The organism is Peribacillus sp. BM1, assembly GCF_056679975.1.
In genome coordinates, this window is sequence record NZ_CM155259.1 from 2270057 (window position 1) to 2290933 (window position 20877).

The 20877-nt window shown below is 37.2% G+C and carries 20 protein-coding genes; 16 read left to right on the plus strand and 4 right to left on the minus strand.

Going from position 1 to position 20877, the window contains the following annotated elements; translation table 11 throughout:
• Positions 1–66: 66 nt before the first annotated feature.
• A complete protein-coding gene (locus tag AC1MGI_RS10925) occupies positions 67–255 on the minus strand; it encodes a YjzD family protein (protein WP_062182120.1) in 189 nt (62 codons plus the stop codon).
• Between the two features lie 212 nt (positions 256–467).
• Between AC1MGI_RS10925 and AC1MGI_RS10930 the strand changes: the two genes are divergently transcribed.
• From AC1MGI_RS10930 to AC1MGI_RS10940, 3 genes are all read left to right on the plus strand, one after another.
• Complete coding sequence (locus AC1MGI_RS10930) at positions 468–1190, plus strand: hydrolase (RefSeq protein ID WP_480345295.1); 723 nt, start codon at positions 468–470, stop codon at positions 1188–1190.
• Positions 1191–1278: 88 nt separating this feature from the next.
• Complete coding sequence (locus AC1MGI_RS10935) at positions 1279–2055, plus strand: hypothetical protein (protein WP_480345296.1); 777 nt, start codon at positions 1279–1281, stop codon at positions 2053–2055.
• A 234-nt stretch (positions 2056–2289) separates the two neighbouring features.
• Positions 2290–2475: a ComZ family protein gene (locus AC1MGI_RS10940; RefSeq protein WP_480345297.1), complete on the plus strand. Its 186-nt coding sequence runs from the start codon at positions 2290–2292 to the stop codon at positions 2473–2475.
• A gap of 33 nt (positions 2476–2508) precedes the next feature.
• On the opposite strand, the gene AC1MGI_RS10945 is transcribed toward AC1MGI_RS10940, so the two are convergent.
• Positions 2509–2748 carry a hypothetical protein gene (locus AC1MGI_RS10945; protein ID WP_480345298.1) on the minus strand — a complete coding sequence of 80 codons (240 nt, stop codon included), beginning with the start codon at positions 2746–2748 and terminating at the stop codon, positions 2509–2511.
• A gap of 229 nt (positions 2749–2977) precedes the next feature.
• Here AC1MGI_RS10945 and AC1MGI_RS10950 point away from each other — a divergent pair, with 229 nt between their 5' ends.
• From AC1MGI_RS10950 to AC1MGI_RS10965, 4 genes are all read left to right on the plus strand, one after another.
• Positions 2978–3916 (plus strand): beta-ketoacyl-ACP synthase III, encoded by a 939-nt coding sequence (locus AC1MGI_RS10950; protein ID WP_480345299.1) that lies wholly within the window; start codon positions 2978–2980, stop codon positions 3914–3916.
• Positions 3917–3965: 49 nt separating this feature from the next.
• Positions 3966–5207: a beta-ketoacyl-ACP synthase II gene (gene fabF / locus AC1MGI_RS10955; RefSeq protein ID WP_480345300.1), complete on the plus strand. Its 1242-nt coding sequence runs from the start codon at positions 3966–3968 to the stop codon at positions 5205–5207.
• Positions 5208–5603: 396 nt separating this feature from the next.
• Complete coding sequence (locus tag AC1MGI_RS10960; RefSeq protein WP_480345301.1) at positions 5604–6383, plus strand: DUF2268 domain-containing putative Zn-dependent protease; 780 nt, start codon at positions 5604–5606, stop codon at positions 6381–6383.
• Between the two features lie 343 nt (positions 6384–6726).
• Positions 6727–7482 carry a DUF3603 family protein gene (locus AC1MGI_RS10965; protein ID WP_480349768.1) on the plus strand — a complete coding sequence of 252 codons (756 nt, stop codon included), beginning with the start codon at positions 6727–6729 and terminating at the stop codon, positions 7480–7482.
• A gap of 229 nt (positions 7483–7711) precedes the next feature.
• Here the strand turns inward: AC1MGI_RS10965 and trpS are convergent, their stop codons facing one another.
• Both trpS and AC1MGI_RS10975 read right to left on the minus strand, forming a co-directional pair.
• Positions 7712–8701, minus strand: coding sequence for a tryptophan--tRNA ligase (trpS, locus tag AC1MGI_RS10970; RefSeq protein WP_480345302.1), 990 nt, complete (start codon positions 8699–8701; stop codon positions 7712–7714).
• 119 nt (positions 8702–8820) lie between these two features.
• Positions 8821–9168, minus strand: coding sequence for a DUF3899 domain-containing protein (locus AC1MGI_RS10975; protein WP_480345303.1), 348 nt, complete (start codon positions 9166–9168; stop codon positions 8821–8823).
• A 338-nt stretch (positions 9169–9506) separates the two neighbouring features.
• Here AC1MGI_RS10975 and AC1MGI_RS10980 point away from each other — a divergent pair, with 338 nt between their 5' ends.
• From AC1MGI_RS10980 to pepF, 9 genes are all read left to right on the plus strand, one after another.
• Positions 9507–11189, plus strand: a complete 1683-nt coding sequence (locus AC1MGI_RS10980; protein ID WP_480345304.1) for a peptide ABC transporter substrate-binding protein — start codon at positions 9507–9509, stop codon at positions 11187–11189.
• Positions 11190–11316: 127 nt separating this feature from the next.
• Entirely contained in the window at positions 11317–12246 is a 930-nt protein-coding gene (gene opp3b, locus AC1MGI_RS10985; protein WP_480345305.1) for an oligopeptide ABC transporter permease, read from the plus strand.
• Complete coding sequence (gene opp3C, locus AC1MGI_RS10990) at positions 12246–13274, plus strand: oligopeptide ABC transporter permease (RefSeq protein WP_480345306.1); 1029 nt, start codon at positions 12246–12248, stop codon at positions 13272–13274. Before opp3b ends, opp3C begins: the two co-directional genes overlap by 1 nt.
• Positions 13275–13290: 16 nt before the next feature.
• Positions 13291–14334 carry an ABC transporter ATP-binding protein gene (locus tag AC1MGI_RS10995; RefSeq protein WP_480345307.1) on the plus strand — a complete coding sequence of 348 codons (1044 nt, stop codon included), beginning with the start codon at positions 13291–13293 and terminating at the stop codon, positions 14332–14334.
• The gene (locus tag AC1MGI_RS11000) at positions 14334–15275 is read left to right on the plus strand and encodes an ABC transporter ATP-binding protein (RefSeq protein WP_480345308.1); all 942 of its coding nucleotides are present in this window, start codon (positions 14334–14336) and stop codon (positions 15273–15275) included. The genes AC1MGI_RS10995 and AC1MGI_RS11000 overlap by 1 nt, the downstream gene beginning before the upstream one ends.
• Positions 15276–15698: 423 nt before the next feature.
• Positions 15699–16094 carry a transcriptional regulator SpxA gene (spxA, locus tag AC1MGI_RS11005; RefSeq protein ID WP_049680428.1) on the plus strand — a complete coding sequence of 132 codons (396 nt, stop codon included), beginning with the start codon at positions 15699–15701 and terminating at the stop codon, positions 16092–16094.
• A gap of 486 nt (positions 16095–16580) precedes the next feature.
• Positions 16581–17252, plus strand: a complete 672-nt coding sequence (gene mecA, locus AC1MGI_RS11010; RefSeq protein ID WP_480345309.1) for an adaptor protein MecA — start codon at positions 16581–16583, stop codon at positions 17250–17252.
• 143 nt (positions 17253–17395) lie between these two features.
• Positions 17396–18580: a competence protein CoiA gene (locus AC1MGI_RS11015; protein ID WP_480345310.1), complete on the plus strand. Its 1185-nt coding sequence runs from the start codon at positions 17396–17398 to the stop codon at positions 18578–18580.
• A 220-nt stretch (positions 18581–18800) separates the two neighbouring features.
• On the plus strand, positions 18801–20615 hold the full coding sequence (gene pepF / locus AC1MGI_RS11020) for an oligoendopeptidase F (protein WP_480345311.1): 1815 nt from the start codon (positions 18801–18803) through the stop codon (positions 20613–20615).
• Positions 20616–20877 lie beyond the last annotated feature (262 nt).

A 20877-nucleotide genomic window follows, 5' to 3' on the forward strand; every position in this document is an offset into this window, starting at 1 on the left:
CCGGAAAGATGTAGTTTGAAAAGAGGCTGACAATAGTCGGCCTCTTTTACATGCTTCATGATTAAATTAGTGGCTTGTCTTTTCAACCGAATCATTAGGAAGGATTGTAGGCACAATCAGAATTAAGATAGTGCTTACTACTCCTAAAATAGAAGCAGTTGTAAAATTATATGCTACACCAATCATGGAACCGGCAACATATGTTAGCATATGCATCAATATGAATGCCCAGAAAAAAGTCATAAAATAACGCATGGATATTCACCTCATTCTATTGCATTATGTTTATCTTATCATATTTACTATTGCGATAAAATGGGTTTTTATCAATTTTCGAGTAAACTAAAGCTTTTGCCAATAAATATATGACACAACAAGATTTACACGGTATCATAGGTATATAACGTTTCCATTTGAAGGGAAAAAGCATAATATATAACAAGTATTAATTAAAAGGAGTAAGACAAATGGACCAACGTACTTTTCAAATGGACGGACAGTGGAGTATTGTTTATTATCCATTTAGACCGAGTGGGTTTTCCATTCTTCTTATTGGTGACAGCGGTCACTTCGTTTGTGAAGGGGATAGTTATTGGCTGCAACACCCTGGCAGACGAGGTATCCTGAATCACTTAAAAGATTCTGGCTACACGCTTTATTCCTCGCATCTATATGGAGCAAACTGGGGTAGCAAGAAGGCAGTTGAATTAGCGGAAAAACTGTATTTCATGATGATGAAAAGTGAAATCCTCAATGATAAAATCCATATACTAGCAGAAGGGGCTGGTAGCTTAGTAGCATTAAAGCTTCTTGAGTTTATGGATGACAAAATTCGTTCTGTCGTTTTAATTGATCCTTGGTTATCGATAAAGTCACCGTTATTGAGAGAAAGGGAAAACAAGCTGTACTATAAAAAATGGCTTCGAGAGGTAGCGTTCGCCTATGATAGAGGCCTAAATGAGATTGAAGAATATATTGAAACTATGCCGGATCATCCAATTCCAACACATACTCCTCTGAAAATTATTCGCGTTCTGGGCAACAATGATACGGCTCAGGCAAATCATTATAAACAACTCAATGAACAAAAGAGAAAAAATCTAGAAATGGTTTATTTACTCCCAGAAAAAAGATACAAGATTCCTTATCAAATCCAGCAGTTTTTCAAGAAAAATGAAGATACAATTTGAATTTAGAACTATTTACAATAGATTAGGCATACGATACAGCATGTAGTGGAAGGTTCTAGTCATAACCTAGTCCTAGATTAGGGGGGACATGATGGATCAAACGATAATCGTAGGCATGTATCAATTTGTCGGGTTTCACTTAACCAAATATCTGCTAGAACAAGGTAATGATGTAATAGGAGTAGATTGGGAATTAAATGAGGAAAAAGAGCTCGAAATCGGTAGAAACGCAAATTTTTCTTTCCAGAAGCCTAGTAGTTTATCATACATGAACGTATCAAATGAGACGACCATTTATATTTCTTGGTATGACTTCAATAAACGGAGAAGTGTTTTTTCAGTTGAGGAGACAGAGGAAATCCTTCTTGCTCTTCACAGTTGGAGTATGGTCCCAAATGAAAATCGGCCGGCGGTAGTTCTTCTCTATCCACTGGGAGTAGAAAATCAGCAGATTCTTACGATCGTTGAACAAGCCGAATGGATGAAGGTGGTTTATCTACCAACGATTTATGGACCAGGTCAGTCTGAGGAGTCGGCATTTGAGGTAAGTATTCAGAAAAAAAGTAGATCAAAAATTGAAAAGGCGTTAGCATGTGAATACAAAAATGATGCCATCTTTATCGATGATTTATTGGCCAGTTTACCTCAAATTACAACATTGAATGAAAGAATAATTACTGTTAAAAGTAAACAAGAAAATCAATGGTCGCTATGTGCTCAGCTAGTATTTCATCCGGAATTATTAGAAGGACGTAGAGAAAATTCTGAAATTGATTCAAAACATCAAACCTTTGTGTTTGAAATAGAAAACCATACTACACCTGAAGATGGCATTGCATTACAGGTACAGCATCGCAATCATTGATTGGTGAATGAGTTATCTAGTCATTCATAAATAGAATAGGTAAATTCCTTTTCATTTCTCTTATGTATGGGTATTATATTCAATATGAATATCTAATACAGTTTTAAGAATGTAAGTCATCCTTGATACAGACCTTGTTTTCAAAATTTGCTCAAATTGAATGGTTAGATAGGATTTCGAGATGAGGATACTACGATGGTCAAGGAACTTGCTTTTTTTAGAGGAGGATTAATCATGCAAAATGATAAAACAATGGAATTCATGGCGATTGCGATGAAGTATTTTCCAGAAGCTAAAGCAAAGCTTGAAGAATCAGGTGTAGAGGTTTCTATGGAAATGGCAATGCCGTTTCTTGAAATTTTCAAAAGTGTCATGTATGAAGCATATGAATTAGGAAAAAAAGATGCTACAAATCAATAATAAATAAAACAGGGTGGAAAAATCCACCCTGTTTTATTTACCTTTAACTTGGGACAATAGTTGAGCGAAAAGCGGATTGAATTTCTGGAGGGAAGGCTTCGTTTTCTCGTAGAGAGATAGTAAAGTATCGACATTTTCCATCAATTGAATGTAATCGATATCAGATGTAGTTTCTTTCGCAATAGCTTCTTTTTCTGTTTCAGGTTCCTTTCTCTTTGAAAACATCATCCTTGAGAAAAGATCAGTATTAGGGGACTGTTTATGATCCGTCATGTATGAATTCCTCCTTTTTATTTGAGTTGATGATATTAATCTATCATTTAGTGTATTGTATGGGAATGGTTGGCTCCTTGCTTAGGCTCTTGTCCAACTTTTTCCTGAGGTGAATCTTTTACTCTTTTTATTCATGCTCTTGCAACATGAGCTTCTTTAATATAAAATTAGCACCAGGTAATAATAATTGATGATAATAACGGATTAATAATAGATAGGGGATAGCAAAATGAATGCAGGAATAATTGGAATTGGACGCTATTTGCCGGAGAGAGTGTTAACGAATTTAGATTTGGAAAAAATGGTAGAAACGTCAGATGAATGGATTAAGACTAGAACTGGTATTGAGGAACGAAGAATCGCTAATGATGATATGGATACATCAGATATGGCATATGAAGCGGCTTTAGAAGCAATTAAAAATGCGGATATAGATGCAAAAGATATTGACTTGATTTTAGTTGCGACTGTGACACCAGATCGGCCGTTTCCCACTGTAGCATGTATGTTACAAGACAAGCTTGGCGCATCAAAGGCTGCCGCGATGGATATAAGTGCTGCATGTGCCGGCTTCATGTATGGCATGGTAACTGCAGAGCAATTCGTTAAAACGGGGACATACAAACATGTGTTGGTTGTCGGAGTTGAAAAGCTTTCAAAAGTTACTGACTGGGAAGATCGTAATACGGCCGTTTTGTTTGGTGACGGTGCAGGTGCGGCTGTGATTAGTCAGGTTTCAGATAATCGAGGTATTCTTTCATTCGAGTTAGGCGCAAATGGTGCAGGTGGAGATCATTTGTATCAAGATACTGGAAGTAACATTATCATGAATGGTCGCGAAGTATTTAAGTTCGCTGTACGTCAAATGGGAGAATCATGTATAACGGTTCTTGATAAGGCTGGACTATCAAAAGAAGATGTAGATTTCCTTATCCCTCATCAAGCGAATATTCGAATTATGGAAGCGGCGAGGGAAAGACTTGGGCTGCCAATTGAAAAAATGTCTACTACAATTAGAAAATATGGAAACACTTCTTCAGCCTCAATTCCAGTTGCATTGTTTGAAGAACTTGAAGCAGGAAAAATCAAAGATGGTGATCTAGTTGTGATGGTCGGCTTTGGCGGCGGATTAACTTGGGGAGCCATAGCTATGCGCTGGGGGAAATAATATAGAACCTTGCGACGGTTATTTCTAAATAGAGAAGGGAGAATACTATATGACGAAACGAAGAGTTGTTGTAACGGGAATTGGTGCTGTTACACCCCTTGGGAATGATGCTAAGACAACCTGGGAGAACATACTTGAAGGTAAATCAGGCATAGGTCCATTAACGCGATTAAATGCAGATGAGTATCCTGCTAAGGTAGCAGCAGAATTAAAAGAATTTAACATCGAAGAATATGTGGATCGTAAAGAAGCCCGAAAAATGGACCGATTCACACATTATGCTGTAGCAGCTTCCACAATGGCGGTAAAAGACGCTAATTTAGAAATTAATGATACGAATGCAGATCGAATCGGTGTATGGATTGGTTCAGGGATTGGTGGAATGGAAACGTTCGAAAACCAACATGAAAACTTTTTAAATCGAGGCTATAAGAGAGTAAGCCCATTCTTTGTTCCGATGATGATTCCTGATATGGCCTCTGGTCAAGTTTCGATTGCCTTAGGAGCAAAAGGAATCAACTCATGTACAGTTACAGCATGTGCATCTGGTACGAACTCAATCGGTGATGCATTTAAGGCGATTCAACGTGGTGATGCTGATGCAATGATTACGGGTGGAGCAGAAGCCCCAATTACAAAAATGGCTGTTGCTGGATTTTGCGCAAATACTGCCTTATCGACAAACCCTGATCCGAATACAGCGAGCCGTCCTTTTGATGTAAAACGTGATGGCTTTGTTATTGGAGAAGGTGCTGGCATTATCATTTTGGAAGACCTAGATTTTGCACGAAAACGCGGTGCCACCATTTACTGTGAAATCGTCGGATACGGTTCAACTGGTGATGCTTACCATATTACCGCACCAGCTCCAGGCGGTGAAGGTGGGGCAAGAGCAATGAAGCAAGCAGTGAGTGATGCGGACCTCAAACCGGAAGATATTCAGTATATAAATGCGCATGGAACGAGCACAGCTTATAATGACAAATATGAAACAATGGCGATAAAAGAAATTTTTGGCCAACATGCAAATAAATTGGCGGTAAGCTCGACTAAATCGATGACAGGACATTTGCTAGGAGCAGCTGGTGGTGTTGAAGCTATTTTTACTGCACTAGCTATTCGTGATCAAATCTTGCCACCGACGATTAATTTGGAGAATGCTGATCCAGATTGTGACTTAGACTACGTTGCCAATACTGCTCGTAAAGCAGAGGTTAGCGCTGCCTTAAGCAACTCATTGGGCTTCGGTGGTCATAATGCAACAATCGTCTTAAAAAAATATGAAGACTAAAAAATAATTGATAGATTCTCTACTACATTTTAGGATGTCCTATGAGGGTCAGATTGCACACTACATCTAGTTCATAGTGTTACATACACTTCATTTGAACGTTATAGTTGTTATGTTGTCTGATCCTTTAGTGTGCGATGTCCAAATGGGAAGAGAATCTTTTTTTTGATTATAAACTGAAAGGCTATGTTAAATGCCGATGTATGAGCCACAGGTAAAAAGTGAAGTAATCCTTCAGCTAAACCAGAAAATCTTGTATAGCGATACACAGAATAAATTGTATTCATATTGGATTAGAGAATCTATTAAATTATTTCGGGAAAATACCATTCATTGACTGTATCATCATTGGCTGCCCAACATATGATGGGATAAAACACAGTCGGGGTGAGGGTGATGGGAATTATTGAAACGAATGTTTGGCTTCAAAATAATAGTAGCCCAAAAGAAATATGTAAACACTTAGAAGGCGAATTCCCCAAAATGAGACCGAATAATATGTATCGGTTGTTACAGCAACATGGGATGTATCGAGATTCACGCCAAACAAAAAGAGACATAGAATCTTTAGTTTCAGAGAGCATCTGGAGTAAAGTAACGGCTATTTTTCAGCGGTTCCAAAGATTATGGAAAGGCCCAGATATCCCTGTTTATATTTTCCCAATGAATGCAGGGGGCTTATTCAATCAATCACTAGATACAAAATCTGGTTTAGCTTTTCGGGATAAATTATTCCTTTTTGTCCGTCCTGGTATTAGTTTGAAAGAACTTACCGCTGTGTTTATTCATGAATACCATCACGTATGTAGGTTAGCTTGCGTTAAGCAAAATGAAAATGATTTCACGTTGCTTGATCGAATGGTCATGGAGGGCTTAGCAGAACATGCTGTCATGACCTACCTTGGGAAGGAGTACTTAGCAAAATGGACCAGCTTATATTCGGATGAGCAGTCGAAACATTATTGGGAGAAATACCTTAAAGAAGATATTCAGTTGAAGCGTAACGAGAGAAAACATGACCAACTATTACTTGGAAAATCACCTTATCCGAACATGCTCGGTTATAGCACTGGCTATTTCTTGGTGAAACAGAAAAACGATCTTACAGTGAAAAAAACATTCGTGGTCTCATCTGAAGATTTTATTTTGGGGGAAAAGGGAACGGATTTAGGTTAAATGTAATTAAGAGGTTGTATCTAATGGTAACGTCTTATATAGAGGAGTCGCATTTTTTGGTTCCGGCGCGCAATGGTTAGAAAGGGAGGTTGAAACACGCACCAAGATGGGGGGATTGCTTAAAATTGCCCTCTTGCATCATCAGGCAAGGATTTTATGAAAACGGTATCAAAAATATGTAGATCAATAAGTTTTTTGAGGTAAAACCTGTAATATAGTGAAGTGCACCTCCCCCTTGTTTCTTAGAAAAGAAAAATAATCATCTGCCTATAAAAGGAATAAATTCTCTCACAACTGCCTATACTGATGGACAAATAGAACTAAGTAAGCGAGGGGTCAAATGATGTTATATCTTCATGATGTTTGGGTGAATTGGTTTGAAGGAGAAGAAAACGGCTACAATATTTGCCATTTTCATGAATGGAGAAAAGATGACGGAATTGAACTACTCGATCAAGTTCCGCTTTTGAAAATTTCGTCAACCCTTTTTCATTACATAGAAAATGATTTGTCTGAATTACCGAAAGCACTACTCAATGATATTTATCAAAAAGCCTATGCAAGAAAGAACCATGAAAGAATTCAATTGGATTATTGCTTTGTCATTACAGATGGAAGTGGGATACTAGCAATTGATACAATTGGCTATCACATTCCCATTCGGAAAAGCAGGCTAATTCCACGCCAAGAGCAAATTGTATACGACATGATTGAAAACAATCCTGCCTTAGAGTACACATTTACTGATAATGTTGCAACGGAAAAAGAATATCATATATTATCACCATCACCGCAATATATGGAAGGTCTTACCCGGAAAGAACGACAATTAAAACAGCTTTTATTTATGGCTATGGATCAACTATTTACAGCCAAACACACAGCTGAAATTCGCTACTGGTTTACAGAGTGGTCACCAGAAAAATATGAAAGTATACAGGAGATGAATTTCGAAGAAGCTTGGGTTGGATTATATGAAGAAATGAAAACAGGCTGGTCAGATAAACATCTTCACATGTGTGAGCACTTGGTAAAAGGCCAACCATTTTTTGAAAAGCTATGGGAAATGGAAGTCGGCGACAGTCAGTCTATGTTATAAAGTGAAACTTCAATCAGTGGGGGGGTTCTCCATCCCCCGCTGATTGTTAGTTGAACCAATCGGGCTTTTACGGGCAGTTGTCCCCCACCTACGCTTCTTCGATTCCTCTAAGCCTTGAGGTGGGGGTCTTGACTGCCCGTTAATGCGGGATAAAATAGACGCAGAAAAAGACGTACTCAGAAACGAGACGTCTTTTTCTATTGGCTAATCAATCATCATTGCAATTTAGTTACTTTCTTTTACGCCCTAATCCCATGCCATTAGACATTTTGCGGAGCATTTTATTTGCTTCGATATTTGCTTTTTGGGCACCTCGATCTAAAATTTCATCCAGTTCAGTAGACTCAAGTAGACGATAGTAGCGATCCTGAATCGGTTGGATTTCTGCGAGAACGACATCTACTAATCCCGATTTAAAGTCGCCATATCCTTTACCTTCATACATCGCTTCGATTTCAGCAATCGCTTTACCACTAAAGATGCTATAAATGGAAAGAAGATTAGAGACACCAGGTTTATTTTCTTTGTCGTACTTGACAATACCTTCTGAATCGGTAACTGCACTCTTAATTTTCTTTTCAATTTGTTTTGGATCATCTAATAAGGCAATGGTCGCTTTTTTGTTTGGATCAGATTTACTCATTTTCTTTTCAGGTTCTTGCAGAGACATAATCCTTGCGCCAGCTTTTGGTAGGCTGATTTCAGGAATCGTAAAGATCTCGCCATATTTCCGATTGAAACGTTCAGCCAAATCCCGAGTTAATTCAATATGCTGCTTTTGATCTTCACCAACAGGTACAAGATCTGAATTATATAGAAGGATGTCGGCGACCATCAATGGTGGGTATGTAAGTAAACCAGCTGAAACGCCATCTTTCCCAGCAGATTTGTCTTTAAATTGAGTCATTCTTTCCAACTCGCCAATATAAACATTGCATGTCATCATCCAGCCTGCTTGGGCATGTGCTGGCACTTCAGATTGGATAAAGATCGTATTCTTTTCTGGATCTAAGCCAATTGCCAGATATAACGCTGCAAGATTACGGATATTTTTTCTTAATTCTAATCGATCTTGTGGAACAGTAATTGCGTGCTGATCAACAACACAAAAGTAGCAGTCATATTCATGTTGAAGTTCGACGAATTGCTTCATCGCGCCAATATAGTTGCCTAATGTTATTGAACCGGTAGGCTGTATGCCTGAAAAAATCCTTTTCACCTATTGTCACTCCCTGTATAAGCTTAAAAAATAATAGTAAGTTTACTTCTTTCATTGTAGAGATATTTACTGTTGAAATCTACTTATTTTCCTTACAGCATAGCCATTATTGCAAAAAATCATAAGTAATAAATATATAATCCAATAATTAAAATGAGTAACAGAATGAATCCAGTTGAGAAAGGGATACTAAGGTTCAACGTTATTAATTCAGAAAGGCGACGTATTTCGCCTTCTTCTTCCGTTTCTGTACTTTTACTTGGCACTACTTTACGAAAGCTATAATGGATGACATCAAAAAAACCTTTTTGTAGTACCAACGTAAATAAAGAGAAGATTAATAAGCATCCAGTTATATAAAAGATCATATCAAGGAAAGAACGCAAGGTTATCTCATGATACAAGACTAGAGATAAAATTAAAGAAAGCAGAACCATTGCAACTGTCCAAATCATCGTTTTTTTCATTTTCACTACCCTCTCTACATGTTACTAAAAAAAGTATACCAAAACATAATGAGGTACATGTAATAAGTTGTTGTTATTTAAATATAATAATTAATTTTTAAAAAAGGTGATTACAAAAAAATGAAAAAAGTAATTAGGTACTATTTTAAAAATGAAAAGGCTTAATTTTGTGAAAATTACAATTAAATTTACGATTTGTAGGTAAAAAAAGTAAGTATACTTATTTTTTAAAAAATGATTACGAGACATTAAATTATTTTTAAATATTTATGTACAAATTCTTAATTTTTTGTATAATAGTAAATGTTACATAAAAATAAGGGAAGGGTGTATCGATTTTGAAAAAATCTAAATATTCACTGCTTTTGGTACTAACATTGGTGTTAAGTGTATTCTTGGCAGCATGTGGTGGAAAAAGTGCAGATAATGGTAATGAAAAGTCTGAAGGTGCAAAAACATCTAATGCAGCACAAGAAATTAAAGTCCTAAGTAAATCTGAGATCCCAACATTGGATTCTGTTAAGACGACAGACGAAATTGGCTTTAACGTATTAAATAGTATTAACGAAGGTCTTTACACACAAGATAAAGATGGTAGTTCTGTTCCTGCTTTAGTAGACGGAGAGCCAGAAGTGAGTGAAGACGGGAAAACTGTAACATTTAAGCTTATCGATGCAAAATGGTCTAATGGAGATCCTGTGACTGCACAAGATTTCGTATTCGCTTGGCAGCGTGCGATTGATCCTGCTACTGCTTCAGAGTATGGTCCATATATGATGAATGGAAAAATTGCAGGCGCTCAAGAAATTACTGATGCTGCAGTTGCCAAAAAAGATTTTGATTTAAATACTTTAGGTATTAAAGCAATAGACGAAAAAACACTAGAAGTTAAATTTGAGAAAGTTCTTCCTTACTGGAAAGACTTAATGGCATTCCCAACATTCTATCCACAAAACGAAAAGTTTGTGAAAGAAAAAGGCAATGCATATGCTAGTAATGCAGAAAACCTAATATCAAATGGGGCTTTCAAATTAACAGCTTGGAAAGGTCCTACTGCTATGGAGTGGACTCTTGAAAAGAACGACACTTACCGAGATGCAGATGCAATTACACTTAAGAAGATTACATTTAATGTTGTTAAAGATAATAATGCACAAGTGAATGCATTTGAAGGTGGAGAAGCAGATATCACTGATATCTTATCATCCGATCTTGTTCCACAATATCAAGGTGATGAAAGAATGGTTAGTGCCCTTCAACCATCTGTTTACTGGATTAAAATGAACTATAAAAATGAAGCACTTGCAAATGTAAACATTCGTGAAGCACTTGCAAAAGCTTTCAATAAAGAGGATCTTGCAGCAAGCATTTTGAACAACGGTTCAATTGCAGCAAACTATTTCGTACCAGACAAGTTTGTAACAACTTCAGACGGTAAAGATTTCCGTGAGAAAAACGGCGATTTGATTGTGTTTAATGCTGATGAAGCAAAAGCAGCATGGGAAAAAGGTTTGGCTGAACTAGGACTAGACAAGCTTGAGCTTAGCTACCTAGGTGGAGACACAGATTCAGCTAAGAAACAAGATGAGTACATTGTAAACCAATTGGAAACGAACCTACCTGGATTAAAAGTTAATCTTGAGAGTGTTCCATTTGCAATTCGTCTTGATCGTGCAAAAGCTGGAAACTATGATTTACTTCACTCTGGTTGGGGTCCTGACTATCCAGATGCAATGACATTCGCTGATCTTTGGTTAACAGACAGCCCGAATAATGAAATGTCATATTCAAGCGCTAAATATGACGGGTTAATTACAAAAGCTGAAGAAGTGGCTGCGAATCAAGAAGAGTATGTTGCAACACTTCAAGAAGCTGAACGCGTATTCTTAGCTGAAGACTATGGTGTGGCACCAACTTACCAAAGAGCAGATAACATCCTAATTAGTCCTAAGGTTAAAGGATTAGTTGCTTTACCATTTGGTCCAAACTATTCTTATAAATGGATTACAGTTGAAGAATAGGATGCCAAAACATATAAAAATGATTTGAAAGCAGAAAAGAGAGTATATGTACTTGATATACTCTCTTTTCCCTATTATAAAAATTGTCGAATTATAGAGAAAATTCGAATATGTAGGAGGTGTGCAAATGGCTCGATATATTATAAAAAGGTTTATTTATATGTTAATTACCTTATTTGTTATTGCCAGCCTAACCTTCTTCTTGATGAAATTGATTCCAGGTACGCCTTTTTCCACGGCGGGAAAATTATCACCTGAACAATTACAAATCATGAAGGAAAATTACGGATTAGATCAACCTGTAGCGGTACAATACGCACAATATATTGTTGGTTTACTTAAAGGTGATTTAGGAATTTCGTTTCAGTTTAATAATGTTCCAGTCACACAATTATTACTTGAGCGGATTCAACCATCACTAGTGTTAGGGTTCCAAGCCATCTTTTTCGGTACGATTATCGGAATTGTGCTAGGAGTTATTAGCGCATTAAAACAAAATACTTGGATCGATTATAGTTCAACGTTCATAGCTGTTCTTGGTAAATCGATCCCTAACTTCGTGTTTGCGGGTGTCATGCAATATTATATTGGCGTTAAGCTAGGCTGGTTACCAGTATTGTTCTGGAAGGGTTGGGACTACACCATTATGCCTACGATTGCACTAGCTATGTTCCCTATCGCCATTACGGCTCGATTTATGAGAACAGAAATGATTGATGTATTAGGCTCAGATTATATTACCCTTGCAAGAGCGAAGGGTGCAAGTAGCTTCGAGGTCGCCTTTAAACATGGATTACGAAATGCGTTAATCCCAGTAATAACAGTATTAGGACCTCTAACGGTTTCCTTAATGACGGGTTCTCTCGTTATTGAGCAGATATTTGCCATCCCGGGAATCGGGGAACAATTCGTTAAAGCGATAACAGTAAATGATTATTCCGTTATTATGGGAACGACTCTGTTATTCTCATTTATGTTTGTTGTCATTATCCTTATAGTGGATATTCTTTATGGAGTTATTGATCCGCGGATTAGGTTGTCAGGAGGTAAAAAGTAATGGCGAAAGAAGATATGAAAATAAGTAAAGACAAGTTTGCTCCTGCCATTCTGGATGCTTCCTTAGGTGAGGTAATTGGCAAGCCTAGCTTAAATTTCTGGCAAGATTCATGGCTAAGAATAAGAAAAAATAAAGCAGCTCTCGTTAGTATGATTGTGATGCTTTTGGTCATTATCCTAGCCTTTGTAGGTCCACTAATTAGCGGACATGGAACAAATGATCAAGATTTAAAACGGACAAATTTGCCTGCTAAAATCCCGGTATTGGAAAGTGTAAGCTGGTTACCCTTTGACGGAACAATGGTCCGTAATGATGGTACGGTTGTCGATGTATATGAACAGAAGAATATTGATGAATACTTCTGGTTTGGGACAGATTCTTTAGGTCGTGATTTATTCACGCGTGTGGCAAAAGGAATTCAAATTTCCCTCTATATCGCTTTCTTGGCAGCATTATTAGACATGTTAATCGGCGTCACCTATGGAGCAATAGCAGGATACTTTGGTGGCAGACTGGATAGTATGATGCAGCGTGTAATTGAAGTGATTTCTGGAATACCAAACCTTGTTGTCGTGATATTAATGATCCTCGTTTTCAAACCAGGAATTATGTCGATTACGATTGCACTTGCTATTACAGGATGGACAACAATGGCGCGAGTTGTGCGAGCTCAAGTGCTAAAATTGAAAGAACAAGAATATGTACTTGCTTCAAGAACGTTAGGAAACTCTCATAGCAAAATCATTTTCAAACATTTACTGCCAAATTTAGCGGGTGTTATCATTATTAACACAATGTTTACCATTCCGAATGCAATATTCTTTGAAGCATTCTTAAGTTTCATTGGTTTGGGACTTTCATCGCCACTAGCTTCATTAGGTACGTTAATTGATGATGGATTTAAAACATTGAGATTGTATCCACACTTAATGATTTTCCCAGCAGTCTTTATCAGCATCATTATGGTTTGCTTTAACATGATTGCAGATGGTATCCGTGATGCATTGGATCCAAAAATGCGCGATTAATAGGTAGGTGAAAAAGTTGGAAAACATATTAGAAGTTAAAGATTTGAATATATCGTTTCATACGTTCTCGGGAGAAGTTCAAGCGATTCGAGGTGTGAACTTTGAATTGAAAAAAGGTGAAACACTTGCAATAGTGGGAGAATCAGGATCAGGTAAATCAGTAACGACTAAAGCAATTATGCGCCTTTTACCGCCGCAAAACTCGGAAATAAAAAGTGGCGAAATCCTTTTCAATGGTAAAGACTTAGCTAAGTTAAGTGAAAAAAAGATGCAAAAAGTACGTGGAAAAGACATTTCACTAATTTTTCAAGATCCAATGACATCTTTAAATCCAACAATTAAAGTCGGTAAGCAAATCATGGAACCGATTCTTAAGCATCAGAATGTTAGTAAAAATGAAGCGAAAAAACGGACGCTTGAATTGCTTAGTATGGTTGGGATTCCGAATCCTGAGCAACGCTTTGAACAATACCCACACCAATTTTCTGGTGGAATGAGACAACGTGTCGTTATCGCAATCGCTCTTGCTTGTAATCCGAAGGTCTTGATTGCAGACGAGCCAACAACAGCGCTTGATGTAACGATCCAGGCTCAAATTCTTGAATTAATGAAAGAATTGCAGAAGAAAATTGATACGTCAATTATCTTCATTACGCATGACCTTGGTGTTGTTGCCAATGTAGCGGATCGTGTAGCGGTTATGTATGCCGGAAAAATTGTTGAAATTGGCACGGTAGACGAAATTTTCTATAATCCTAAACACCCGTATACATGGGGATTAATCAGCTCGATGCCGAGTCTAGATTCCGCAGAGGAAGAATTATATGCAATCCCGGGAACTCCTCCAAATTTATTACATCCGCCAATTGGTGACGCATTTGCGCCACGTAATGAATATGCGATGCAGATTGATTTAGAAGAGCAACCCCCAATGTTTAAAGTCTCTGACACACATTATGCGGCAACTTGGTTATTGCACCCTGATGCACCGAAAGTAGAACCGCCAGCAGCTGTAGTTAAACGGATGAAACAATTCCAAGCTGGACAGGAGGGGCAATAATGGTTGAACGTGAAAAGTTACTCGAAATTAAAAATCTAAAGCAATACTTCAATGTCGGCAAGCCAAACATGGTTAAAGCAATTGATGGTATTTCTTTTGATATTTACAAAGGTGAAACATTAGGATTAGTCGGTGAATCAGGTTGTGGTAAATCAACTACTGGTCGAACGATCATCCGCCTTTACGATGCAACGGATGGCGAAGTTATTTTTGATGGCGAAAATGTCCATGGCTCGAAAAGTAAAAAACAATTAAAAGATTTTAACCGAAAAATGCAAATGATTTTCCAAGATCCGTACGCGTCCTTAAACCCGAGGATGAAGGTCATAGATATTATCGCTGAAGGAATTGACATTCACGGCTTAGCGAAAACTCCTAAAGAGAGAGCAGAACGTGTATACAGTCTACTTGAAACGGTAGGTTTAAATCGTGAACACGCCAATCGATACCCGCATGAATTTTCCGGCGGTCAGCGCCAACGTATCGGAATTGCCCGTGCGTTAGCTGTTAAACCTGAATTCATCATTGCGGATGAACCGATTTCAGCATTGGATGTTTCCATTCAGGCACAAGTTGTTAATCTATTGAAAAAACTACAAATTGAACATGGTTTAACGTATCTTTTCATTGCACACGATCTCTCCATGGTTAAGTACATCAGTGATCGAATCGGAGTTATGTATTTCGGTAAATTAGTGGAGCTTGCACCAAGTGATGACTTGTATAACAATCCAATTCACCCTTATACACAATCTCTGCTTTCGGCAATCCCTCTTCCGGATCCTGCAAGTGAACGTACAAGGAAACGAATTATTTACAAACCAAACATTCACAACTATAGTGAAAGTGATGATGTGAAGATGCGCGAAGTAAGACCAGGGCACTATGTGAATTGCTCTGATAAGGAATTTAAACAATATCAACAAATGTATAAGCAATAACCCAAAAACGATCTCAATACAGAGATCGTTTTTTTTATTATCAAATCTATGAAAGTAGGAACAAAAATTGAGTATAGGAAAAAATGAAAGATACAAACTAAAATGTTTAGAACAAAATAAATTGGGTACTTTAAATAGTGTTAAGAAAAAAGTAATTGAGAATCATTTATGCTAATTTTCAATTAGAATACCCATTCGTAATCTAAAATGACAAAGAGAGATGGCTTGATTATGAAATAAAGCTTGGACTTTGAAAGCGTATCAAACTTTGTGAAAAGAGTATGCAATTTGCTGGTTTTAGTGTATAATATTAATATGAATTACTATTTTATAGTTATTTCAATCTAGACCTGAAACTGAAATGAATGATAAGTTTCCCATCATAGATCGTCGATTCTATACTTAGGGAGTGTGAGTATTAACATGGTAACTTTATATACATCACCTAGCTGTACTTCTTGCCGTAAAGCAAAAGCATGGCTCGAAGAACATGATATTGCTTATTCTGAAAGAAACATTTTTTCTGAACCGCTTACAATTGAAGAGATTAAAGAGATTCTTCGTATGACAGAAGATGGAACAGATGAGATTATTTCGACAAGATCGAAAACTTTCCAGAAACTAAATGTAAATGTGGAATCTCTTCCACTTCAAGAACTGTATAGAATAATCAAAGATAATCCAGGTCTATTAAGAAGACCGATTATCCTTGATGAAAAAAGATTACAGGTTGGATATAACGAAGATGAGATTCGCAGATTCCTACCACGTAAAGTCCGTTCGTTCCAACTACGTGAAGCTCAGCGAATGGTCAACTAATTATAAGCAGAGGCCCTGTCTAAATTATTGACAGGGTTTTTTAATATATCTCTTTTTTAGAGAGTAGATACAAATGCGTGCGAAGCAAGATGCTGATGGAAGAAAGTAGTGTCCTACAATATTAATCTGTTCATCGTTTACTTTACATAAGAATATCCACTATAGATGAAGTTATCCCGCATTAACGGAAAGTCAAGATCCCACTGATTGAAGTTTCATTTTATTCCAAAAATATTTCCTGTTTTACAGTTGCATATCCTGTGGGAATTTTGTAGAATATATGGAACATTAGGCAATCGTTTGTTTTTAACCGATTGAAGCTTTTTTATTTCCATTATGAAGAGTTTTATCATAAAATAAATTATGACAACATATTTCCTTATCTACCGGTAATGCAAAAGGGTATGGTGGGTAACGATAAAAAAAAGAGCAAAATTTTTCGGGGGTAAATCCCTTCAAAACATGAACAGAAGGGAGAGGATTTACGTGGAGATCGAACGTATAAATGAAGATACAGTGAAGTTTTACATTTCTTATATAGATATTGAAGATCGCGGCTTCAATAGGGAAGATATTTGGTATAGCCGAGAACGAAGTGAGGAACTTTTCTGGGAGATGATGGATGAAGTACATCAAGAAGAAGAGTTTATGATTGAAGGTCCATTATGGATTCAAGTTCAAGCTATGGAAAAAGGTCTTGAGATATTGGTTACGAAGGCTCAATTGACGAAGGATGGTCAGAAGCTAGAACTGCCGATTACTGATGAAAGATTTGGCGAACTACATGTCGATGATAAGCTTGAATCCTTGTTAGATGAACAATACCAAGGGAAAGACGATGGCCATGAGCCCATTCAGTTTGAGGACGGTATCATTGAGTTTATCACGGAGTTCAATGACTTTGAAGATGTCATTTCACTAAGTAAGCGCAGTGGTCTTGATCACTTTAAGACACAATTATATGCCTATAATAATAGATATTTTCTCTATATCGAATTTGAGGAAGAGGAAATTGAAGAAGAAGAAATTGATGATGTTTTAAGCCTTTTACTTGAATATAGTCAAGAATCTTCAATCACAATCCATATGCTTGAAGAATATGGAAGAGTGGTAATGGATGAACATGTTTTTGAAACCGTCCATAAATATTTTTCATAATTAACAGCCGATTTCATTATGAACGATAATGATGTCGGCTTTTTTTGTATGATAATATGTCTGATCTTTTTTAAAAATATCCTCGAAAAAGAGGAATGGCTGTCTTCATGTAGAATATGTTGTAAAGAAAGGGGGAGAATTGTATGCTCACTGCCAGAGATGTTCAAGGAAATATCATTACACTTCCTGAAAATATCCCGAAAGAACAGCTAGCTGAATGGCAAACAGATCCTTATTATTGCCCTTGTTGTGAAGCAGAGCTAATCCTAAAGGCAGGCCAAATCAAGATTCCGCATTTTGCTCACAAAAAAGCATCCGCTTGTACAGCCTCGTCTGAGCCAGAATCAGAATATCACCTTTTAGGAAAGCGAAAATTATTCCAATGGTTTGTTAACAATCGTATTGAAGCAGAAATGGAACCATATCTTCCTGAAATAAGACAGCGGCCCGATATCCTCATCTACTATAAAAAACAATCCTATGCGATTGAATTTCAATGCTCTTCCATATTAGAGGAAGTATTTCTCTCCCGTACAAAATCCTATCAAGAGGCTGGAATTAAACCGATTTGGATATTAGCAGAGAAGCGAATTAAACGTAAAAAAACTAGGCAGTATTCACTTTCTGCTTTTCAATGGCTATTTGCCATGAATACTGTTCATTCCCCGATGATCCTAACGTATTGTCCAGATCAACATAAGCTGTATATGTTAGATCCTTTAACTCCATTTTCCCCACGTACAACCTTTTCAGAGTTAACAGTATTACCTCTTAGCAACACTCATCCGAACATCCTTTTTTTCGCTAATAAAACTTGGGAATTTCACTTTGTTGAAGAATGGCAAGCACAAAGAAAAGCGTGGGCTATCCACAAAGTAAAAACAGCAAAGCATACTAATCCGTTTTTCAATGAATTATATAAAAATGGTTTGTCCCCGGCATGGATTCCGAGCGAAATTGGACTCCCTATGGAAGGAATGGTGATCATTGAAACAGCTGCAGTTGAATGGCAAGGGTGGATTTTCATGGATTGTTTGCAACATAAGAAAATTGGCAGTCGCATTTATCGTAGTCAAATTTATCAATCTTTTCAGCGGCGGATTACAAACGGTCAGATTCGATTAAGAACATTGCCAATGCTTCCTGTGAAAAACGCCTTTTTAGCAGTGGATGCCTATTTATTTTTATTGGCTAAGCTTGAGATTTTGGAATTTGGAGGAAAAGGGATTTATATAATAAAAAATAAGCTTGCTTCACCTACAAGCAGTGTTGAATGTATGCAATTAGAAAATGATCTCTATTCCAAGCTTTCGGAAATGATTTTATGATAATAGGTAAAGTACAATAGAATATGTATGATCTATTGTTTCTTAATTGAATCGAAGCGGAAGGATTTTTTCGAACAATAGAGAAATAATATGGTAACGAGAAATTTTCATCAATCGAGGTTGGACCACGTGACTTAGAATCATACATTGTTACCACGAGTTTTTTTAGTTGTGTTAATAAATCGGGATTAAGTTGTTTTTAGAATGGAGGAATATATGTATGGGACAAGAAAATGTAGTAAAAGCATTACCTGCTAGAAGTGAAGTGGCAGTTGAGGATACGTGGAGATTAGAGGATATCTACGCAAATGAAGAAGATTGGGAAGCTGCTTTTCAAGAAGTGAAAGAAGACTTATTAAAGGCAGATGCATATAAGGGCACCTTAGGTGAAAGTGCCGAAAAGCTTTTTGCAGTATTGCAATATCAAAATCAAGTATGGGAAAAGTTAGGGAAAGCCTATACATATTCACATATGCGTTATGATCAAGATACGACAAATTCATTTTACCAAGGAATGGATTCACGGATAAAAAGCTTGGTTGCCCAAGCGAGCAGTGCGTTTTCTTATATTGTTCCAGAAATTCTAAGTATTGAAGAAAGCAAAATTAGCGAATTTCTTAATGAAAAGGAAGAGCTTAGATTATATGCTCATGCTCTTGAACAAATTAATCTTCAACGACCACATATTTTGTCAGCAGAAAAGGAAGCATTACTTGCACAGGCATCTGAGGTTTTTGATGCTTCAAGCAATACATTTGGTATGCTCAACAATGCAGATCTCGTTTTCCCAGCTATTAAAGATGAAAACGGTGAAGAAGTAGAAATCACCCATGGCCGCTATATTCGATTTCTTGAGAGCGAGGATCGTCGCGTGCGTGAGGATGCATTTAAAGGTGTATATGAGACGTATGGCAAGTTCCGTAATACTTTTGCAAGCACACTTGCAGGTCAAGTTAAGAGTGATAATTTCAATGCTTCTGTGCACAACTATGAATCTGCCCGTCATGCTGCATTAAGTGATAATAATATTCCTGAAATGGTATATGACAATCTTGTTCAGACAGTAAACGAGAACTTGCATTTGATTCATCGTTATATTGACTTGCGTAAAAAAGTACTTGGCTTAGAAGAGCTTCATATGTATGATCTCTTCACACCGCTCGTTAAAGAAGTGAAAATGGATGTAACATATGATGAAGCGAAAGAATATATTCTAAAAGGACTAGCTCCTCTAGGAGAAGACTATCTAAACGTATTAAAAGAAGGCTTTGAAAATCGTTGGGTGGACATTCATGAAAACAAAGGGAAACGTAGTGGAGCTTATTCATCTGGTGCCTACGGAACGAATCCTTACATTCTGATGAATTGGCAGGATAATGTCAATAATTTGTTTACTCTTGCCCATGAATTTGGTCATTCCGTTCATAGCTATTACACAAGAAAGCATCAGCCATATTCATATGGAAATTATTCGATTTTCGTTGCGGAAGTTGCTTCAACTTGTAACGAAAACCTGTTGAATGATTATCTTCTTGATACAATTGAAGATGAGAAGAAGCGAATTTATTTATTAAATCATCAATTGGAAGGATTCCGCGGCACGCTTTTCCGTCAAACCATGTTTGCTGAATTTGAGCATACGATCCATAAAAAGGCACAAGATGGAGAAGCGTTAACGGCTGAAGTATTAACACAAGAGTATTATGAGTTGAATAAAAAATACTTTGGGCCAAACATTACTATCGATGAGGAAATTGGCCTTGAATGGGCTAGAATTCCGCATTTTTACTATAATTACTATGTGTATCAGTATGCTACTGGAATCAGCGCGGCAACAGCTTTAAGTAAACAGATCCTTGAAGAAGGAGAACCGGCCGTTCGTCGTTACCTAGAATTCCTGAAATCAGGAAGTTCGGATTACCCTATTGAGGTTTTGAAAAAAGCAGGCGTCGATATGACGAAGGCAGAGCCGATTCAAGAAGCTTTAAAAGTGTTTGAAGCAAAGCTAACTGAATTGGAATCTTTATTAGCGTAAAGAAGAGAGGATGACTTTAAGACGTATTGCTCTTAAAGATCATCCTTTTAGGACATGGGGCAGGGCTTCGCGACTTACTAATAGTGCGTGTTCAAAAAGGAGGATAAAAAGAGCCGAGAAATTCGACAGCTATTTTTATCCTCCTTTTTGAGTAACCTTTAATATAGCCAATCTACATAGAAGGAATCCTTCTTTTATTATAGAAAGAACTCCAAAATCCAGCTTCGCACCGCCACCATTGTGATGAGATGAGCGTGGCGTG